18 protein-coding genes are annotated in these 15,069 nt (G+C 60.1%); 11 read left to right on the top strand and 7 right to left on the bottom strand.

What is annotated here, in order from left to right; genetic code table 11:
* The first annotated feature begins 62 nt into the window (after positions 1-62).
* From AC4ANE_RS19310 to AC4ANE_RS19290, 5 genes are all read left to right on the top strand, one after another.
* Positions 63-533, top strand: a complete 471-nt coding sequence (locus AC4ANE_RS19310) for a DUF1289 domain-containing protein (RefSeq protein WP_002554470.1) — start codon at positions 63-65, stop codon at positions 531-533.
* A 96-nt stretch (positions 534-629) separates the two neighbouring features.
* The gene (locus tag AC4ANE_RS19305) at positions 630-1,241 is read left to right on the top strand and encodes a MiaE family protein (RefSeq protein WP_002554469.1); all 612 of its coding nucleotides are present in this window, start codon (positions 630-632) and stop codon (positions 1,239-1,241) included.
* A gap of 149 nt (positions 1,242-1,390) precedes the next feature.
* Complete coding sequence (locus tag AC4ANE_RS19300) at positions 1,391-1,879, top strand: MarR family winged helix-turn-helix transcriptional regulator (protein WP_002554468.1); 489 nt, start codon at positions 1,391-1,393, stop codon at positions 1,877-1,879.
* 76 nt (positions 1,880-1,955) lie between these two features.
* A complete protein-coding gene (locus AC4ANE_RS19295) occupies positions 1,956-3,164 on the top strand; it encodes an HlyD/EmrA/EmrK family protein (protein WP_002554467.1) in 1,209 nt (402 codons plus the stop codon).
* A 63-nt stretch (positions 3,165-3,227) separates the two neighbouring features.
* The gene (locus tag AC4ANE_RS19290) at positions 3,228-4,766 is read left to right on the top strand and encodes a DHA2 family efflux MFS transporter permease subunit (protein WP_002554466.1); all 1,539 of its coding nucleotides are present in this window, start codon (positions 3,228-3,230) and stop codon (positions 4,764-4,766) included.
* A 183-nt stretch (positions 4,767-4,949) separates the two neighbouring features.
* Here the strand turns inward: AC4ANE_RS19290 and AC4ANE_RS19285 are convergent, their stop codons facing one another.
* Complete coding sequence (locus AC4ANE_RS19285; RefSeq protein WP_004665905.1) at positions 4,950-6,404, bottom strand: TrkH family potassium uptake protein; 1,455 nt, start codon at positions 6,402-6,404, stop codon at positions 4,950-4,952.
* 173 nt (positions 6,405-6,577) lie between these two features.
* Here AC4ANE_RS19285 and AC4ANE_RS19280 point away from each other — a divergent pair, with 173 nt between their 5' ends.
* Positions 6,578-7,138 (top strand): nitroreductase family protein, encoded by a 561-nt coding sequence (locus tag AC4ANE_RS19280; protein WP_002554464.1) that lies wholly within the window; start codon positions 6,578-6,580, stop codon positions 7,136-7,138.
* Here AC4ANE_RS19280 and AC4ANE_RS19275 read toward each other — a convergent pair.
* The 6 genes from AC4ANE_RS19275 to AC4ANE_RS19250 all read right to left on the bottom strand — a co-directional run bounded on the left by AC4ANE_RS19275 (position 7,135) and on the right by AC4ANE_RS19250 (position 11,305).
* Entirely contained in the window at positions 7,135-8,484 is a 1,350-nt protein-coding gene (locus AC4ANE_RS19275) for a sensor histidine kinase (protein WP_031595702.1), read from the bottom strand. The two genes, AC4ANE_RS19280 and AC4ANE_RS19275, sit on opposite strands and share 4 nt — an antisense overlap.
* Before the next feature lie 86 nt (positions 8,485-8,570).
* Complete coding sequence (locus AC4ANE_RS19270) at positions 8,571-9,056, bottom strand: Spy/CpxP family protein refolding chaperone (RefSeq protein ID WP_002554462.1); 486 nt, start codon at positions 9,054-9,056, stop codon at positions 8,571-8,573.
* Between the two features lie 109 nt (positions 9,057-9,165).
* Positions 9,166-9,843 (bottom strand): response regulator transcription factor, encoded by a 678-nt coding sequence (locus AC4ANE_RS19265; RefSeq protein ID WP_002554461.1) that lies wholly within the window; start codon positions 9,841-9,843, stop codon positions 9,166-9,168.
* 7 nt (positions 9,844-9,850) lie between these two features.
* Positions 9,851-10,264, bottom strand: a complete 414-nt coding sequence (locus tag AC4ANE_RS19260; RefSeq protein ID WP_002554460.1) for an SH3 domain-containing protein — start codon at positions 10,262-10,264, stop codon at positions 9,851-9,853.
* Between the two features lie 143 nt (positions 10,265-10,407).
* On the bottom strand, positions 10,408-10,707 hold the full coding sequence (locus tag AC4ANE_RS19255; RefSeq protein ID WP_002554459.1) for a YciI family protein: 300 nt from the start codon (positions 10,705-10,707) through the stop codon (positions 10,408-10,410).
* Between the two features lies 1 nt (position 10,708).
* Positions 10,709-11,305 (bottom strand): septation protein A, encoded by a 597-nt coding sequence (locus AC4ANE_RS19250; protein WP_002554458.1) that lies wholly within the window; start codon positions 11,303-11,305, stop codon positions 10,709-10,711.
* 65 nt (positions 11,306-11,370) lie between these two features.
* On the opposite strand from AC4ANE_RS19250, the gene AC4ANE_RS19245 reads away from it, so the two are divergent.
* From AC4ANE_RS19245 to AC4ANE_RS19225, 5 genes are all read left to right on the top strand, one after another.
* Entirely contained in the window at positions 11,371-12,234 is an 864-nt protein-coding gene (locus AC4ANE_RS19245) for a PHP domain-containing protein (RefSeq protein WP_002554457.1), read from the top strand.
* 13 nt (positions 12,235-12,247) lie between these two features.
* Positions 12,248-12,877 (top strand): L-threonylcarbamoyladenylate synthase, encoded by a 630-nt coding sequence (locus AC4ANE_RS19240; RefSeq protein WP_031595699.1) that lies wholly within the window; start codon positions 12,248-12,250, stop codon positions 12,875-12,877.
* Entirely contained in the window at positions 12,877-13,695 is an 819-nt protein-coding gene (locus AC4ANE_RS19235; RefSeq protein WP_002554455.1) for a segregation and condensation protein A, read from the top strand. Before AC4ANE_RS19240 ends, AC4ANE_RS19235 begins: the two co-directional genes overlap by 1 nt.
* Before the next feature lie 15 nt (positions 13,696-13,710).
* Positions 13,711-14,496 (top strand): SMC-Scp complex subunit ScpB, encoded by a 786-nt coding sequence (gene scpB, locus AC4ANE_RS19230; protein ID WP_044318422.1) that lies wholly within the window; start codon positions 13,711-13,713, stop codon positions 14,494-14,496.
* Positions 14,497-14,767: 271 nt separating this feature from the next.
* Complete coding sequence (locus AC4ANE_RS19225; protein WP_002554453.1) at positions 14,768-14,959, top strand: DUF1289 domain-containing protein; 192 nt, start codon at positions 14,768-14,770, stop codon at positions 14,957-14,959.
* Positions 14,960-15,069: the final 110 nt, after the last annotated feature.

Below are 15,069 nucleotides of genomic sequence, written 5' to 3'. Positions count from 1 at the left end.
GAACTTGCTTAGACAAAGGGCTAACATTAGCCCCTGTTTCGCCTTCCCCAGTCCTGCCTGACATGCCCGATTACATTATCAAAACCCCCTGCGTCGGCCTTTGCTCCACTGTTTATGGGGACCTGGTGTGCCGTGGCTGCAAGCGGTTCCACCACGAGGTCATCCACTGGAACGGCTATAACGAGGATGAAAAAAGAGCGGTATGGCTGCGTCTGGAACAATTGCTGGTCCAGGTGATGACTGCCAAGCTTGAAGTCTTCGATGCCGACAAGCTGCGCGCGCAGCTCACCCAGCGCAAGATCCGTTTCGTGCCGCATCAGTCCGAGTATTGCTGGGCCTACCAGTTGATCGCGCGCGGCGCACGGGTCATTAGTCAGGTTGAGGCCTACGGCTTTGTGCTGCTGCCGGAGTTTCGTGACTGGACGCTGCCGGAATTGCGCGATGCGATCGATCGCGAGTTTTTCCTGCTGTCCGAGGCGCATTATCAGCGTTACATCGCACCGGGCTTTCTGCGCGATGCGTTCGGGGCCTGATCAGGCAGCCGTCCTTCATTGCATGCATTTGTATCGCGAGGCATCGTCGCTCCTCGTATAATGCCGGGCTTTGTCTCTCTGTCATTCTGTGAGCTTATGTACCCGATCCCCGAAATCGAAGCCTTCCTGCTTTGCCGCACCCCCGACAGCTGGGTTCAGGCCGCGTTGCGCAACCTGGATATCTTGCTGATCGACCATGCGAACAATGAGAAGAAGGCGGCCGGGGCTGCGTTTCAGTTCATGTTTCAGTACAACGACAAGTTCGACCTGTTGAGCAAGATGTCGCGTCTGGCTCGGGAAGAGCTGCGCCATTTCGAGCAAGTGATCAGCATCATCAGAAAGCGCCAGATCCCTATGGCCAACATCAGCTCGGCGCGTTATGCCGGAGCGCTGCGCAAACTTGTGCGCAATCACAATCCTTACCGACTGACCGACGCGCTGATCGTCGGTGCCATTGTCGAGGCCCGTTCCTGTGAGCGCTTCGCTGCGCTGGTGCCTCACCTGGACGAAGAGCTGGCCAAATTCTACGGCGGCCTGCTGAAATCCGAAGCGCGGCATTTTCAGGATTATCTCAAGCTGGCTTACAGCTACGGCGACAAGGCTGATGTCGATGCCAAGATCGAGGAAATCCGTCTGGCCGAGCGTGAGCTGATCGAAAGCCCTGACGAAGAGTTTCGCTTTCACAGTGGTGTGCCCTTCGCCGCCTGATTCCCCGCGCGCACCTTCAAAAACGACCGCCTTGCCAGCGGTCGTTTTTTTATGGGTATTTAGTAAGCAAGCTAATAAATGCTTTGACAACGGCTGCCTAGGCAGTAATATTTTGCAATCACTGCCTAGGCAGCTATCTGGATGATTTTTTGAAACATTTCAGCCCCGACAATTTCGATTCCAGCCTGATCGGGCTGCTGGTCGGTCGTACCAATGCGCTCAAAGACCGCATGCTCGACAAGTACCTGCTGCCTTATGACGTGACGTTCGCGCAGTTCAAGGTGCTGATCATCATTGCCCAGTTCTCGACCGACACCCCTGTGGAATTGTGTCGTCACCTGTCGCTGGACAGCGGTTCGATGACCCGCATGCTCGATCGTCTGGAGCAGAAAGGGCTGGTTGTGCGCCAGCGGTCAGCGACTGATCGTCGCCAGGTGCGCCTGGCGCTGACGGAGCAGGGGCAGGCGCTCTCGGACCTGCTGCCGCAGATTGGTGCGGACGCCATGAATGACACCTTTGCCGCGCTCGACAGTGGTGAGGTCGAGACCCTGACAAGGATTCTCACCAAGGTACTGGTGGCCGCCGATGACCACATCACCCTGACTCGTCTGAGCTTCAACCCCAAAGCTAAAAGCTGAGCGGCAGACCTGTCGGCAGGCGTGCGCCTGCCGCTCGTTCCTGTCTCGCCGCTTCGCTGATAAAAAGGTAACTGCCATGGCCACTGCCGCCACTGAAAACACATCTGCCCCGTCCTCACAGCAAACGCCGAAGCCCGGCAAGCGCAAGTTCCTGCTGATCGGGCTCGCCGTCATCGTCGTGATTCTTGGTTTGGCCATCTGGGCCTGGTACGAGTTTTACGGCCAATGGAGCGAAGAGACCGACGACGCCTACGTGAATGGCAATGTCGTCGAAATCACCCCGTTGGTTACCGGAACCGTTATCAGCATTGGTGCCGACGACGGGGATCTGGTGCACGAAGGGCAGGTGCTGCTCAAATTCGACCCGAGCGATGCCGAAGTTTCGCTGCAAAGCGCCGAGGCCAATCTGGGTAAGGTTGTGCGTCAGGTGCGTGGTTTGTACAGCAATGTCGATGGCATGAAGGCACAACTGGCTGCGCAGCGCACCGCCGTGCAGACCGCTCAGGAGAACTACAACCGTCGGCGCAGTCTGGCTGCGGGCGGGGCGATTTCCCAGGAAGAGCTGTCGCATTCCAGAGACAGCCTGACCAGCGCGCAAAGTGAGTTGAACAACATTCAGCAGCAGTTGAGCACCAGCGTGGCGCTGGTCGATGACACGGTTGTTTCTTCACATCCCGACGTCAAGGCTGCTGCCTCCCAGTTGCGTCAGGCCTTTCTGGCCAATGCACGCAGTACGCTGGTAGCGCCGGTCACCGGTTATGTGGCCAAGCGCAGCGTGCAACTGGGCCAGCGCATCCAGCCGGGCACCGCGACCATGGCTGTGATCCCGCTGGATCAGTTGTGGATCGATGCCAACTTCAAGGAAACCCAACTGGGCAAGATGCGCATCGGTCAACCGGTGGAGATCAGCTCCGACCTGTATGGCAGCGATGTGAAGTACAGCGGCACCATCGACAGCCTGGGCGCAGGCACCGGCAGTGCCTTTGCGCTGTTGCCGGCACAGAACGCGACGGGTAACTGGATCAAGATCGTCCAGCGTGTGCCGGTCCGTGTACATATCAACCCTGAAGAGCTGGCGAAGCATCCGTTGCGCATCGGTCTGTCGACCACCGTCGAGGTCAATCTGCATGACCAGAGCGGTCCGGTGCTGGCGCAACAGCCGCGCAAGCAGGCCGCTTTCAGCACTCAGGTTTACGCCACGCAGCTTGCCGACGCTGATGCGTTGATCGCCCGTCTGATTCACGAGAACAGTGCTTCCAGTGGCAAGACTGCCGTTCAGCGCTGAACCGCCAATCCGTGAACCCCGACCACTTGGCCGGGGTGTCGCACTCGTCTTCAGGGATTTGCGATGAGCAACAACGCCCCCGCTTCTTTTACCCCGCCAAGCCTGTTGCTGTGCACCATCGGTCTGTCGCTGGCGACCTTCATGCAGGTGCTCGATACCACGATTGCCAACGTGGCGTTGCCGACCATCGCCGGCAACCTGGGGGTCAGCTCCGAGCAGAGCACCTGGGTGATTACCTCGTTCGCAGTCAGCAACGCGATTGCCTTGCCGCTGACCGGCTGGCTCAGTCGCCGCTTTGGTGAGGTGAAGCTGTTTCTGTGGGCAACCATTCTGTTCGTGATGGCGTCGTTTTTGTGTGGCATTTCCCAGTCCATGCCGGAACTGGTGGGGTTCCGGGCGTTGCAGGGCATGGTGGCCGGTCCTCTGTATCCGATGAGCCAGACATTGCTGATCGCGGTTTATCCTCCGGCGAAAAGGGGCATGGCGCTGGCATTGCTGGCGATGGTGACGGTGGTTGCGCCTATCGCCGGGCCGATCCTCGGTGGCTGGATCACTGACAGTTACAGTTGGCCGTGGATTTTCTTTATCAACATCCCCATCGGCCTGTTTGCGGTACTGGTGGTGCGTTCGCAGATGGCTAAAAGGCCGGTCAGCACTGCTCATCAACCGCTGGATTACATCGGCTTGCTGGCCTTGATTGTCGGTGTCGGCGCGCTGCAGATAGTGCTCGACAAGGGCAATGATCTGGACTGGTTCGAGTCGAACTTCATCATCTTCGGTTCGCTGATTTCGCTGGTTGCGCTGGTCGTCTTCGTGATCTGGGAAATGACCGACAAGCACCCGATCGTTAACCTGCGGCTGTTTGCCTACCGCAATTTCCGTATCGGTACGCTGGTCATGATCGGCGGCTATTCAGGCTTCTTCGGTATCAACCTGATTCTGCCGCAGTGGTTGCAGACCCAGATGGGCTACACCGCGACCTGGGCGGGGCTGGCCGTCGCGCCGATTGGCATCCTGCCGGTGCTGATGTCGCCCTTTGTCGGCAAGTACGCGCACAAGTTCGACTTGCGTCTGCTGGCAGGGCTGGCGTTTCTGGCGATGGGGCTGAGCTGTTTCATGCGTGCCGGCTTCAATACTGACGTGGATTTCGAGCACGTGGCGCTGGTGCAGTTGTTCATGGGCATCGGTGTGGCGCTGTTCTTTATGCCGACCCTGAGCATTCTGTTGTCCGACCTGCCACCCAATCAGATCGCCGACGGCTCGGGGCTGGCGACCTTCCTGCGCACCCTGGGCGGCAGCTTTGCGGCGTCGCTGACCACCTGGATCTGGATCCGTCGCGCCAACCAGCATCATGCCTATCTGAGTGAAAACATCAGCACTTTCGACCCGACAACCCGGCATGCCCTCGACAGCCTGGGCGGCGCGAGCCCGCAGGCCTACGCACAGCTGGAACGCACCCTCAACGCGCAGGCCTACATGATGTCCACGGTGGATTATTTCTACCTGCTGGGCTGGGTATTCGCGGGGCTGATACTGCTGGTCTGGCTGGCCAAACCGCCGTTTGGCGCCAAGGCGGGGCCAGCGGCGGGTGGCGGGCACTAGTTGCTATGCGCCTGGCTGAACCGAGCCTTGGCCAAACCGCCCCAGGGCGCTTTTAAACCGCGATGGCACTGACGACGCAGAGTGCGACTGCATTACCACCCGGAGCTTGGGAACGATAAATCAAATGCCGTCTTCGCGAATAAGCGAAGCGTCGCCCGGTCTGCTCCCGCGCCCAGCCAGACCTCAATGCCGCCAGAACGCCGGCACACACAGCACCAGCACGGTAATGATCTCCAGGCGGCCGAGCAGCATGCCGCCGGACAGAATCCATTTGGCAGCATCGGGTAGGGTAGAGAAGTTGCCCGCAGGCCCAATCACCTCGCCCAGCCCCGGCCCTACGCCGGACACAGTGCTGGCAGCCCCGGTCAGTGCGGTCATCCAGTCCAGCCCGAGCAGCGACAACATCAATGCGATCAGGCAGATGGTGATGGTGAAGAAAAACGAAAAGGTCAGAATCGAGCGAACGATTTCGTCGTCCAGTCTATGGCCGTTGTATTTCTGCTTCATCACCGCGCGTGGGTGAATCAGTTGATTAAGGTTGGTCTTGAGCAGGATATAGGCGACCTGAAAGCGGAAGATCTTCACCCCGCCCGCCGTCGAGCCCGAACAGCCGCCGATGAAACCCAGATAGAAGAACAGCATCAGCGAGAAGTTGCCCCACAGGCTGTAGTCACCGAGTGCAAAACCGGTAGTCGTCACCACCGACGTCACGTTCAGGGCCACGTGACGCAGCGCCTCGGTCCACGGCAGGTCGGTGGTGTTGGCGTACCAGACGGTCATTACCAGCCAGGTGACCAACAGCAGCCCGATCAGCCCCTGCACCTGCTCATCCTTGATCAACGCCTTGCGATTACCGCGCAGGGTCGCGACATACAGGGTAAAGGGCAGGCTGCCGAGGATCATCACCACAATCGCGACCCAATGCACCGCAGGCTGCGGCCACTTGGCCAGCGACAGGTCGGAGGTAGAGAACCCGCCCGTGGAAATGGCCGACATCGCATGGTTGATCGCATCGAACAGGCTCATGCCCGCCGCCCAGAAGGCCAGGCTGCCCAGCGCGGTAAAGCCGACATAGGCCAGCACAATGAACTTGGCCACCATGTGCGAGCGGGGCATGACCTTTTCCGAGCGGTCCGACGATTCGGTCTGGAACAGGCGCATGCCACCAATGCGCAGCAACGGCAGAATCGCCACGGCCATACCGATGAAGCCGATACCGCCAAGCCAGTGCAGCATCGAACGCCAGATCAGAATGCCCGGTGACATGCTGTCCAGATGGCTGAGCACGGTGGAACCGGTGGCGGTGATGCCTGACATGCTTTCAAAGAACGAATCGGTGTAACTGATGTGCTGGGTCAGCAGAAAGGGCAGGGCGGCGAAGATGCACACCACGATCCAGCTGGAGACGGTCAGCATGTACATGTCCCGCGGGCGCAACTGGACGTTGTCGGGGCGTCCGGGCACCACCAGCGCCAGGCCGGCGATAAAGGTGATGGCGCTGGCCCACAGAAACTCGCGCAGGTCCTCGAAACGGTCGTAGATGACCAGCGTAGCCATAGGCACGATCATGGCGACAGCCAGGGTGATCAGGAAGATGCCGATAATGAAACCGATGATGCGAAAGGTCGGCAACGACATGAATGGCTCGGGCGGGTGTGAGGGAAGGCGCCATTCTACCCGCGCTTGAAGGCATGTAAACCAGTGCAGCCAGGGGCAGGGTTCGACAGAGTGGGTAAGGAATTGTCCGTCGCACTCGTTATTGACGGTAAACAGGCTCTAGAATGCTCGATCACTTTTCAAGGAGACAGTCCATGCAGGCGCTCGACGTTTTGCTCAATCGTGTATCGGTTCCACGACTGGTCGACCCGGCCCCGGACGCTGCGCAGCGGGAAATCATGTTCGGTGCGGCGCTGCGCTCACCGGATCATGGACAGCTCAAGCCTTATCGTTTCCTGACCGTCGAAGGCCCGGCCCGTGAGCGCATGGGCGAGCTGCTGGTGGAAGCGCTGCAGCAAAGTAGCGGTGAGATTACCCCGCAGGCGCTGGAAAAGGCCCGTCTGGGACCGTTGCGCGCACCCTTGGTCGTGGTGGTGATCGCTCGCTTGCAAGACCATTTCAAGGTTCCGCGTTCGGAACAACTGATCACCGCCGGGTGCGCCGCCCACGGCGTGTTGCTGGCGGCATATGCACTGGGTGTCGGCGCGGTCTGGAGGACGGGTGAGCTGTGCTATACGCCACACGTCGCCAAAGGGTTCGGGCTTGAGGCCGACGAAGAGGTGATTGGCTTTCTATACCTCGGCACCCCGCAGAACCCGCCGCGCGAAGCCCCGAAAGTCGACGTTGGCGGGTTTGTCAGCGAGTGGCAAGGCTAAACAGATGATGAGCTGAGCGGTTCTCTGGGCAGATCCAGCGTGGCAATGAAGCCGCCGTCCGGGTGATTGCCCAGTATCAGGCTGCCGCCATGCCGTTCCGCTGCGCGTTTGGCGATCGCCAGCCCCAGGCCGTGTCCCGGCGTCGTCTGGCCGGGGGCGCGGTAAAACGGCTCGCCCAGTTGTGCCAGATGTTCGTCCGCAACCCCCGGGCCATGATCGCGGACGCTCAGACGGACGTAATCGCCGACCTGAGTTGCCTGCAGATCGATGCGCTGACCGGTGGAGTTGAAGCGCAGCGCGTTGCGCAGCAGGTTGTCCAGCGCACGTTCGATCATGTCCGGCCAGCCTTTGAGCTGCAGGTTGTCCTGCACCTCGACGCGAATGTTCTGGTCGATACCGTCCAGTTGGGTGTCGTTCTTCAGGCGCTGCAGCAGCGCTTCGAGGTCGACAGGCTCAGGGCCGCGAAGCTCGGCGTCGAGGCGCGCCAGGGCCAGGATCTCGCTGATCAGCGCCTCCAGCCGGTCGCATTCACGACCCAGCCGTGGCCAGAGCTTTTCCCGCTCGGCGGGCTCCGCACGTTCAGCCAGCGCCAGGGCGATACGCAGCCGGGCCAGTGGCGAACGAAGTTCATGTGACACATCACGCAATAGCTGCCGCTGGCTGCCGATAAGGCTTTGCAGGCGTGCGCCCATACGGTTGAAGTCAGTGGCCAGTACGCCGAATTCGTCACGCCGATTGGCCAGTTGGCCGAGGCTGTGCTGTTGATAGCTGGTCTGCCCCAGATCATGCACGGCGCCGCGCAGACGGCTCAGCGGTCGGGTGATCGAGAGTGTCACGAACAGGCTGAAAAGGGTCAGCACCACCAGTGCAATGCCCAGCGCACTCAGCGGCCACATCAGGCTCTGGCGATGCCACTCGTCGAGCTCCGGGTGTGGAACGCGGTAGATGAACAGGTACGTTTCACCGGTTTTCGGGCTGCTGTATTCAGTGGCCAGGCGGCGCCATGGCAGTTTGCGGCCCTGATCCTCGTCGGCCTGCTGTCGGGCTTCCAGCGCGGCGGCGCGCGGCGGGAAAGTGCCACGCACCATAGGCTCGCCGCTGTCGCTGAGCACCTGAACGTCGATACGATTGCGTCGTTTGATGTCCTGAAGGAAATCCTGAGCGTTATCCGCGCCCTTTTCCTCGAAGCGCTGTGTCCATTGTTCCGGCAGTGAGTTGAGCACCGGATGACGATTGAGAATCCATGCGTCCTGATTGAGCATGTGCCCGACGAGCACCGACAGGCCTCCCACCAGAGCAATGGCCAGCCAGAAGCTGGCCAGGATTCGCCAGAACAATGAACGCACAGGATTTCCTCGGTCTCAGTAAAAAAGCCCGGCATGCGCGTGCATGCCGGGTTGTGTTCAGCTTATCGGGCCGCGAGGCCTGATGATTACAGCGTTTTTGCCGCTTTTGCTGCTTTCCAGGCCTTGAACTCGGCCCATTCGGCGCGACGCTCATCTTCTTTCTTCTTGATTTCGTCAAACAGCTTCTGCTGGTCAGGCCTCAGCAGTGCACGAACTTCGCTGTCGGTCTTGGAGCGTTTGGCTTCGATTTCGTCGTGCATTGCTTTCTGGTCGGCAGCAGGCATTTTTTCCAGGTAGCTCTGAGTGATTTCGCGGCGCTCGTGCCGTTGCTCGCGCATCAAGCGTTCGATCTGCTGACGCTGTTCACGTGTCAGGTCCAGCTTGGCCATCGGTCCCATCGGGCCAGGGCCGCGATCCATACGTGGGCCAGGGCCAGGGCCGCGGTCATCGCGATCCATGTGCATGGCAGGTGCGTCAGCATCCGGGCCACCGGCAGGTGGCGCTGGTGGTGCGGCCATGGCAATGGTCGGCAGGGCAGTGGCGAACATCAAAGCGATCAGGGTCTTGCGCATGGTGTATCTCCTTGTCTCTAGTGCGGCTCGATGCCGATGAGCCCAGTTTAGGGAGATCAAGGTCAAGCGCAGTCAGCGCTTGGTAAAGCTTGTGTAAGGGGGCAGTTGCTTACAAAGCATAATAATAGCCGCGGCTGCGCAGGGCGACGATGCGTGGACGACCGTCAGCGTGAGGGCCGATTTTCTTGCGCAGGTTGCTGACGTGCATGTCCAGGCTGCGGTCGTAGAGCGTCAGTTTGCGGCCCAGCGCCAGTTGCGCCAGCTCCTGCTTGTCCAGTGGTTCGCCGGGCTGGCGCATCAGTGCTTCAAGCAGACGGCTTTCGGAGACGGTGAGGGTCAGTTCCTTTTCGTCGACACTGACCACGCCGCGCATCGGGCTGAAGGTCAGGTCACCCAGTTCCAGTTGCGTAGACGACGCCACCGGGTGACTGCGACGCAGCACGGCGCGCAGGCGGGCGGTGAGCTCACGCGGGTCGCAGGGTTTTGCCAGGTAGTCATCAGCGCCCAGTTCAAGGCCCAGAATGCGGTCCAGCGGTTCGCCACGTGCCGAGAGCATGACCACCGGCAGGTCCGGGTGGTCATTGCGCAATTGCTTGAGCAGTTCCAGGCCGCTGCCATCAGGCAGCATCACGTCCAGCACCACGGCCGCCGGAGCTGCATCGGCCAGAGCCTGACGCGCACTGGCCCCGTCGTGACAGGCGCGCACCTGAAAGCCTTCCTGGCTCAGCCAACTGCTCAGCAGTTCGCACAGCTCCTGATCATCATCAATTAGTAACAGCTCGCTCATGACTCACTCAATTTAGCCACTGCCGACGTTGCCTACGCCAACCGCTGACCAATATACCGCACAGAAGGGCGAACATCGCAACGCCACCGCCTGCGATGAACCATTGTTGCTGCTCTGTCAGCAGGCGCGGGGGCACTGCGGACAGTGCTTCTTTGAGCTGCAACTTGAGCTTTTGGTTCTCCTGGCGCAAACGTGTCAACAAGGCGTTGTCGCGTTCCGGATCGACGTTTTGCAACTGCCGTGTCAGCTCGTCGCGCTGACGCTCGCTGTCCTTGAGCCGCAACTGAAGGTCGGCAATCTGATTGGCGGGGCTGGGCAGGTGCAAAGGCTGCACTGCGCCGCTCTCATTGACCGTCTCGGCGTTCACCTGAAACCCCGTCGCCATCAAAACTGCCAACAGACACCACGTACCTGAACGCATCTGAACTCCCTTTTACCGAGCCGTATAAATTCGCACATTGAGCAGGGTATCGGCAGGGTGTCAGGAAGGATGAGCAAGAGGCGGGGTTCAATACGGCTCTGCCTCGGTTGAGGCAGAGCGCGTAAGGGTGTCCGAGGAGGTGATCAGGGCAGGACGAGCTTGAATGGCTTGACCACGACATTGGCATAAACGCCTGCCGCAACATATGGATCGGCTTCGGCCCACGCCTTGGCGGCGCTTTGCGATTCAAACTCGGCCACGATCAGGCTGCCGCTGAAACCGGCAGCACCCGGGTCGTTGCTGTCGACTGCCGGGTGTGGGCCGGCCAGCACCAGACGGCCTTCATCCTTGAGCGCGTTTAGGCGCTCAAGGTGTGCCGGGCGCACGCTGAGGCGTTTTTCCAGCGAGTTTTCGACGTCGGTGGCGATGATTGCGTAGAGCATGTCAGTCCTCGGATTTGGTCGTATTGGGTGCGGTGTCGTGCAGATGGCGTGACAGGTAGATCCCCTGGCCGACCAGGAAGATCAGGGTCATGCCCAGGCTGCCGAATACTTTGAAGTCGACCCAGAATTCCTGATAGGTGAAGGCCACGTACAGGTTGGCCGCGCCGCAGAACAGGAAGAATACGATCCAGGCGATGTTGAGCCGGGTCCAGATCGCCGCTGGCAGTGTCAATGCGTGGCCCATGATGCGCTGGATAAGCGGGCGGTCACCGATGAAATGACTGCCGGCGAAAGCCACGGCAAATAGCCAGTTGACCACCGGGGCTTTCCATTTCAGGAAGGTTTCGCTGTGGAAGGCCAGTGTCAGACTGCCAAACACCAGACAGGCGACCAGTGTGAGCCACTGGCTTTTTTCCAGCTTGCGCTGTTTGAGGTAAAGAATGCCGTAGACCACCACCGAACTGATGATCAGCATCGCCGTTGCGCTGAAAATGCCGCCTACCATATAGGTATTGCCGAGGATATCCACGGCACGCGGCTCGGTTTTGTAAACGATGAAAAACAGGAGCAGCGGGATGAAGTCGATGAATTGTTTCACAATGGCAGCCAGAAGCAGGATGTGGCGGCATAATAACAAACATCAATGAACACGAAAGCACCACTATGAATGTTGACCTGCACTGCCACAGCACCGCTTCCGACGGGGCGCTCTCGCCCACGGCACTGGTTGCCCGTGCTCATGAAAACGGCGTGCGCGTCCTTTCGCTGACCGACCACGACACCCTCGAAGGGCTTGAAGAAGCCCGCGCGGCAGCGCATTCATTGGGCATGCAGCTGGTCAACGGGGTGGAGCTGTCCTGCACCTGGGGCGGTGCGACCATCCATATTCTGGGCTATGGATTCGATACCCAGGCCCCGGCGCTGACTGAAGCTATCAGCCGTTTGCATGAGGGACGCTGGCTGCGTGCTGAAGAAATCAGCCGCAAATTGGCGATCAAAGGTATGCCTGGCGCGCTGGAAGGCGCTCGCGCGATCCAGCAGGAGCTGGGTGACAGCGGTAATGCGCCTGCTCGCCCGCATTTTGCTGACTTCATGGTGCGCGCAGGTTTCGTCAAGGACCGCGCCGAGGCGTTTCGCAAATGGCTGGGTGCTGGCAAACTGGGCGATGTGAAGCAGCACTGGCCAACGCTGGAAGAAACCGTCGCCACCTTGCGGGCATCGGGTGCATGGGTCAGCCTCGCGCATCCTTCACATTATGACTTTACTCGCAGTAAACGGCGTAAACTGGTCGGCGATTTCGTCCAGGCCGGTGGGCACGCCATAGAAGTGGTCAATGGCATGCAGCCTGCCGATCAGGTGGGGACCCTGGCCATCCTTGCACGCGAGTTCGGTCTGCTGGTTTCTGCCGGCAGCGACTTCCACGGTCCTGGCAACTGGGGCGAGATCGGCACTTATCGTCCCGTGCCTGAAGATCTACCGCCTTTGTGGTGCAGATTCAAACATGAACAGCCTACTGCCGCCGTCTGAACAGGAAGTTACCGTGAGTCAATTTTTCCAGGTCCATCCGGAAAACCCGCAGCAGCGCCTGATCAAACAGGCCGCGGAAATCATAAAAGCCGGCGGGCTGGTGGTGTACCCGACAGATTCGTCCTATGCGCTGGGTTGCCAGATCGGTGACAAGAGCGCCATCGAGCGTATCCGCCGCCTGCGTCAGCTGGACGACAAGCACAACTTCACCCTGATGTGCTGCGACCTGTCGCAACTGGGGCTTTTTGCCAAGGTCGACACTGGCGCTTTCCGTGCCCTCAAGGCTCACACCCCAGGGCCTTACACCTTTATTCTCAACGCCACCCGCGAGGTGCCGCGCCTGGTGCTGCACCCCAAGCGCCGCACTATTGGCCTGCGCGTGCCGAGCCATCCCATTGCCCAGGCCTTGCTCGAGCAATTGGGCGAGCCGCTGATGAGCGTCAGCCTGATCATGCCGGGTGACACTGTGCCGCTCAGCGATCCCTACGAGATGCGCCAGATTCTCGAGCATCAGGTGGACCTGATCATTGATGGCGGGATCGGCGGTATTTCGGCGTCCACAGTCATCAACCTGGCTGGCGGAGAGCCAGAAGTGGTTCGGGTTGGCTGCGGTGATCCAACGCCGTTCGGTGAACGCGCTTAATGACCGTCGTCGAGTCCGTCGACAGCCAGGCAGACGCCCAGCAGGAGCTGCCGTTCGCGCTGGTCTACGGGCGTGCGGTCACGCAGATGCCGCTGGACCTGTACATTCCGCCCGATGCGCTGGAGGTCTTTCTTGAAGCGTTCGAGGGGCCGCTCGACCTGCTGCTGTACCTGATCCGCAAACAGAACATCGATATCCTCGATATTCCCGTGGCCGAGATCACCAAGCAGTACATGGGGTACGTCGAGTTGATGAAAACCGTGCGCCTGGAGCTGGCGGCCGAATACCTGGTCATGGCCGCCATGCTGGCTGAGATCAAGTCGCGCATGCTGCTGCCGCGCTCGGCGGAAGTCGAAGAGGAAGAGGGCGACCCGCGCGCCGAGCTGATTCGCCGCCTGCAGGAATACGAGCGCTTCAAGGCCGCTGCTGAAGGTATTGACGGCCTGAGCCGGGTCGGCCGCGATGTCATCGTACCGAAACTGGACGCCCCCGAAGCCCGTGCGCGCAAGTTGCTGCCGGATGTCAGTCTTGAAGAAGTGCTGATGTCGATGGCCGAAGTGCTGCACCGCGGCGACATGTTCGAAAGCCATCAGGTCAGCCGCGAGGCGCTGTCGACGCGTGAGCGCATGAGCGACGTGCTGGAACGTCTCAAGGGCAGCGGTTTTGTACCGTTCGCCGAGCTGTTTACCGCAGAAGAAGGGCGTTTGGGTGTGGTCGTGACATTTATGGCGGTGCTGGAGCTGGTCAAGGAATCCCTTGTCGAGCTGGTCCAAAACGAGCCCTTTGCGGTGATCCATGTCCGGGCGCGAGCCGAGTAGAGCAAGAACACACCCATGAACCTCAACGAACCGCGTGAACTGGCCCCGTTGCTTGAAGCCTTTCTGCTGGCCTCCGGAAAGCCGCAGACACTGGAGCGGCTGTATGAGCTGTTCGAAGAGGGCGAGCGTCCCGAACCGCCGATTTTCAAAAAAGCGTTGGAGGTGCTGCGTAAGTCCTGCGAGGGGCGTGCTTTCGAACTCAAGGAAGTCGCTTCGGGGTATCGCCTGCAGATTCGTGACCGGTTCTCCCCTTGGGTCGGACGGTTGTGGGAAGAACGGCCGCAGCGTTACTCCCGCGCCATGCTGGAAACCCTGGCTTTGATCGCTTATCGCCAGCCGATCACGCGGGGCGAAATTGAAGACGTGCGCGGTGTTGCGGTGAACAGCCACATCGTCAAGACCCTGCTGGAACGCGAGTGGATTCGGGTGGTGGGCTATCGTGACGTGCCCGGTAAGCCGGCGATGTTTGCCACCACCAAGGGTTTTCTGGATCACTTCAACCTCAAAAGCCTGGACGAGCTGCCGCCGCTGGCCGACCTGCGCGAGATGGAAACCGAGCCGGTCCTGGATTTCGAAGACGCCCCCGTACCCGCGCACCTGCAGGCCCTGGCCGACGCCAGCCTCGATCCGGAAGCGGAACCCGAAGCACCTCGCGACGAAACCAGCTTCCGCAGCCTGCTGGTGGAACTGGATTCGATGGAGCAAGGCCTCAAGACCGACTTCGACGACCTGCTGCGGGCGGAGCCAGAGCCAGAGCCAGATCCAGATCCTGAAGACGACAAAGGCGACGATGAGGTCTGATTGACTATCGCTCCCACGCTGAAGCGTTCAGCGTGATACACAAGTCTCGTGGGAGCGAGCTTGCTCGCGAAGGCGATGGTGCAGGCTCGCTATTTTCGGATTCTGTAAGGGCCCTTTCGCGAGCAAGCTCGCTCCCACAAGACCTGTATGTAGCCATGAGCGTTCTGCGTCCTCTTGATACCTCGTCCTGGAGCGTGCAGCGCACTTCGGTCGAATTCATACGCCTGACCAGAGTCACAAACTATATCCCTCGCCATGAGACCCGCTGCCCATGAGTTCGACCAAGAACCCCTGCATCAGCCTGTGCAAGTTCGATGATGATATCTGCCTGGGCTGTGGCCGCAGCAAGCGGGAAATCAAGGCCTGGAAGAAACTCGACAAGGATGACAAGCGCACGGTACTCGAGGAGTCTGCCAAGCGGCTGGCGAAGCTCAAGACCGCCGGTCGTAAAAAGAAGAAGTGATTCGGGCATTTGCCACTGACGCTGGATGCGTAAACCGACGCAGGGGCGTATGATGGCCGACCCTCGGCGATCATACGCCCGGGCTTTCAAGTATTTCGCCCTGCCGCTAT

It is taken from the genome of Pseudomonas sp. Pme6b, from assembly GCF_058129925.1.
Note: the sequence above shows the minus strand (reverse complement) of the source record. Positions and strands in the feature narration are given on the sequence as shown.

Coding starts and splice junctions, on each gene's coding strand:
- AC4ANE_RS19290 (WP_002554466.1), top strand. CDS start 3,228: ATGAGCAACAACGCCCCCGCTTCTTTTACCCCGCCAAGCCTGTTGCTG.
- AC4ANE_RS19235 (WP_002554455.1), top strand. CDS start 12,877: ATGACCGTCGTCGAGTCCGTCGACAGCCAGGCAGACGCCCAGCAGGAG.
- scpB (WP_044318422.1), top strand. CDS start 13,711: ATGAACCTCAACGAACCGCGTGAACTGGCCCCGTTGCTTGAAGCCTTT.
- AC4ANE_RS19305 (WP_002554469.1), top strand. CDS start 630: ATGTACCCGATCCCCGAAATCGAAGCCTTCCTGCTTTGCCGCACCCCC.
- AC4ANE_RS19255 (WP_002554459.1), bottom strand. CDS start 10,707: ATGCTCTACGCAATCATCGCCACCGACGTCGAAAACTCGCTGGAAAAA.
- AC4ANE_RS19270 (WP_002554462.1), bottom strand. CDS start 9,056: ATGCGCAAGACCCTGATCGCTTTGATGTTCGCCACTGCCCTGCCGACC.
- AC4ANE_RS19265 (WP_002554461.1), bottom strand. CDS start 9,843: ATGAGCGAGCTGTTACTAATTGATGATGATCAGGAGCTGTGCGAACTG.
- AC4ANE_RS19310 (WP_002554470.1), top strand. CDS start 63: ATGCCCGATTACATTATCAAAACCCCCTGCGTCGGCCTTTGCTCCACT.
- AC4ANE_RS19225 (WP_002554453.1), top strand. CDS start 14,768: ATGAGTTCGACCAAGAACCCCTGCATCAGCCTGTGCAAGTTCGATGAT.
- AC4ANE_RS19245 (WP_002554457.1), top strand. CDS start 11,371: ATGAATGTTGACCTGCACTGCCACAGCACCGCTTCCGACGGGGCGCTC.
- AC4ANE_RS19295 (WP_002554467.1), top strand. CDS start 1,956: ATGGCCACTGCCGCCACTGAAAACACATCTGCCCCGTCCTCACAGCAA.
- AC4ANE_RS19280 (WP_002554464.1), top strand. CDS start 6,578: ATGCAGGCGCTCGACGTTTTGCTCAATCGTGTATCGGTTCCACGACTG.
- AC4ANE_RS19285 (WP_004665905.1), bottom strand. CDS start 6,404: ATGTCGTTGCCGACCTTTCGCATCATCGGTTTCATTATCGGCATCTTC.
- AC4ANE_RS19260 (WP_002554460.1), bottom strand. CDS start 10,264: ATGCGTTCAGGTACGTGGTGTCTGTTGGCAGTTTTGATGGCGACGGGG.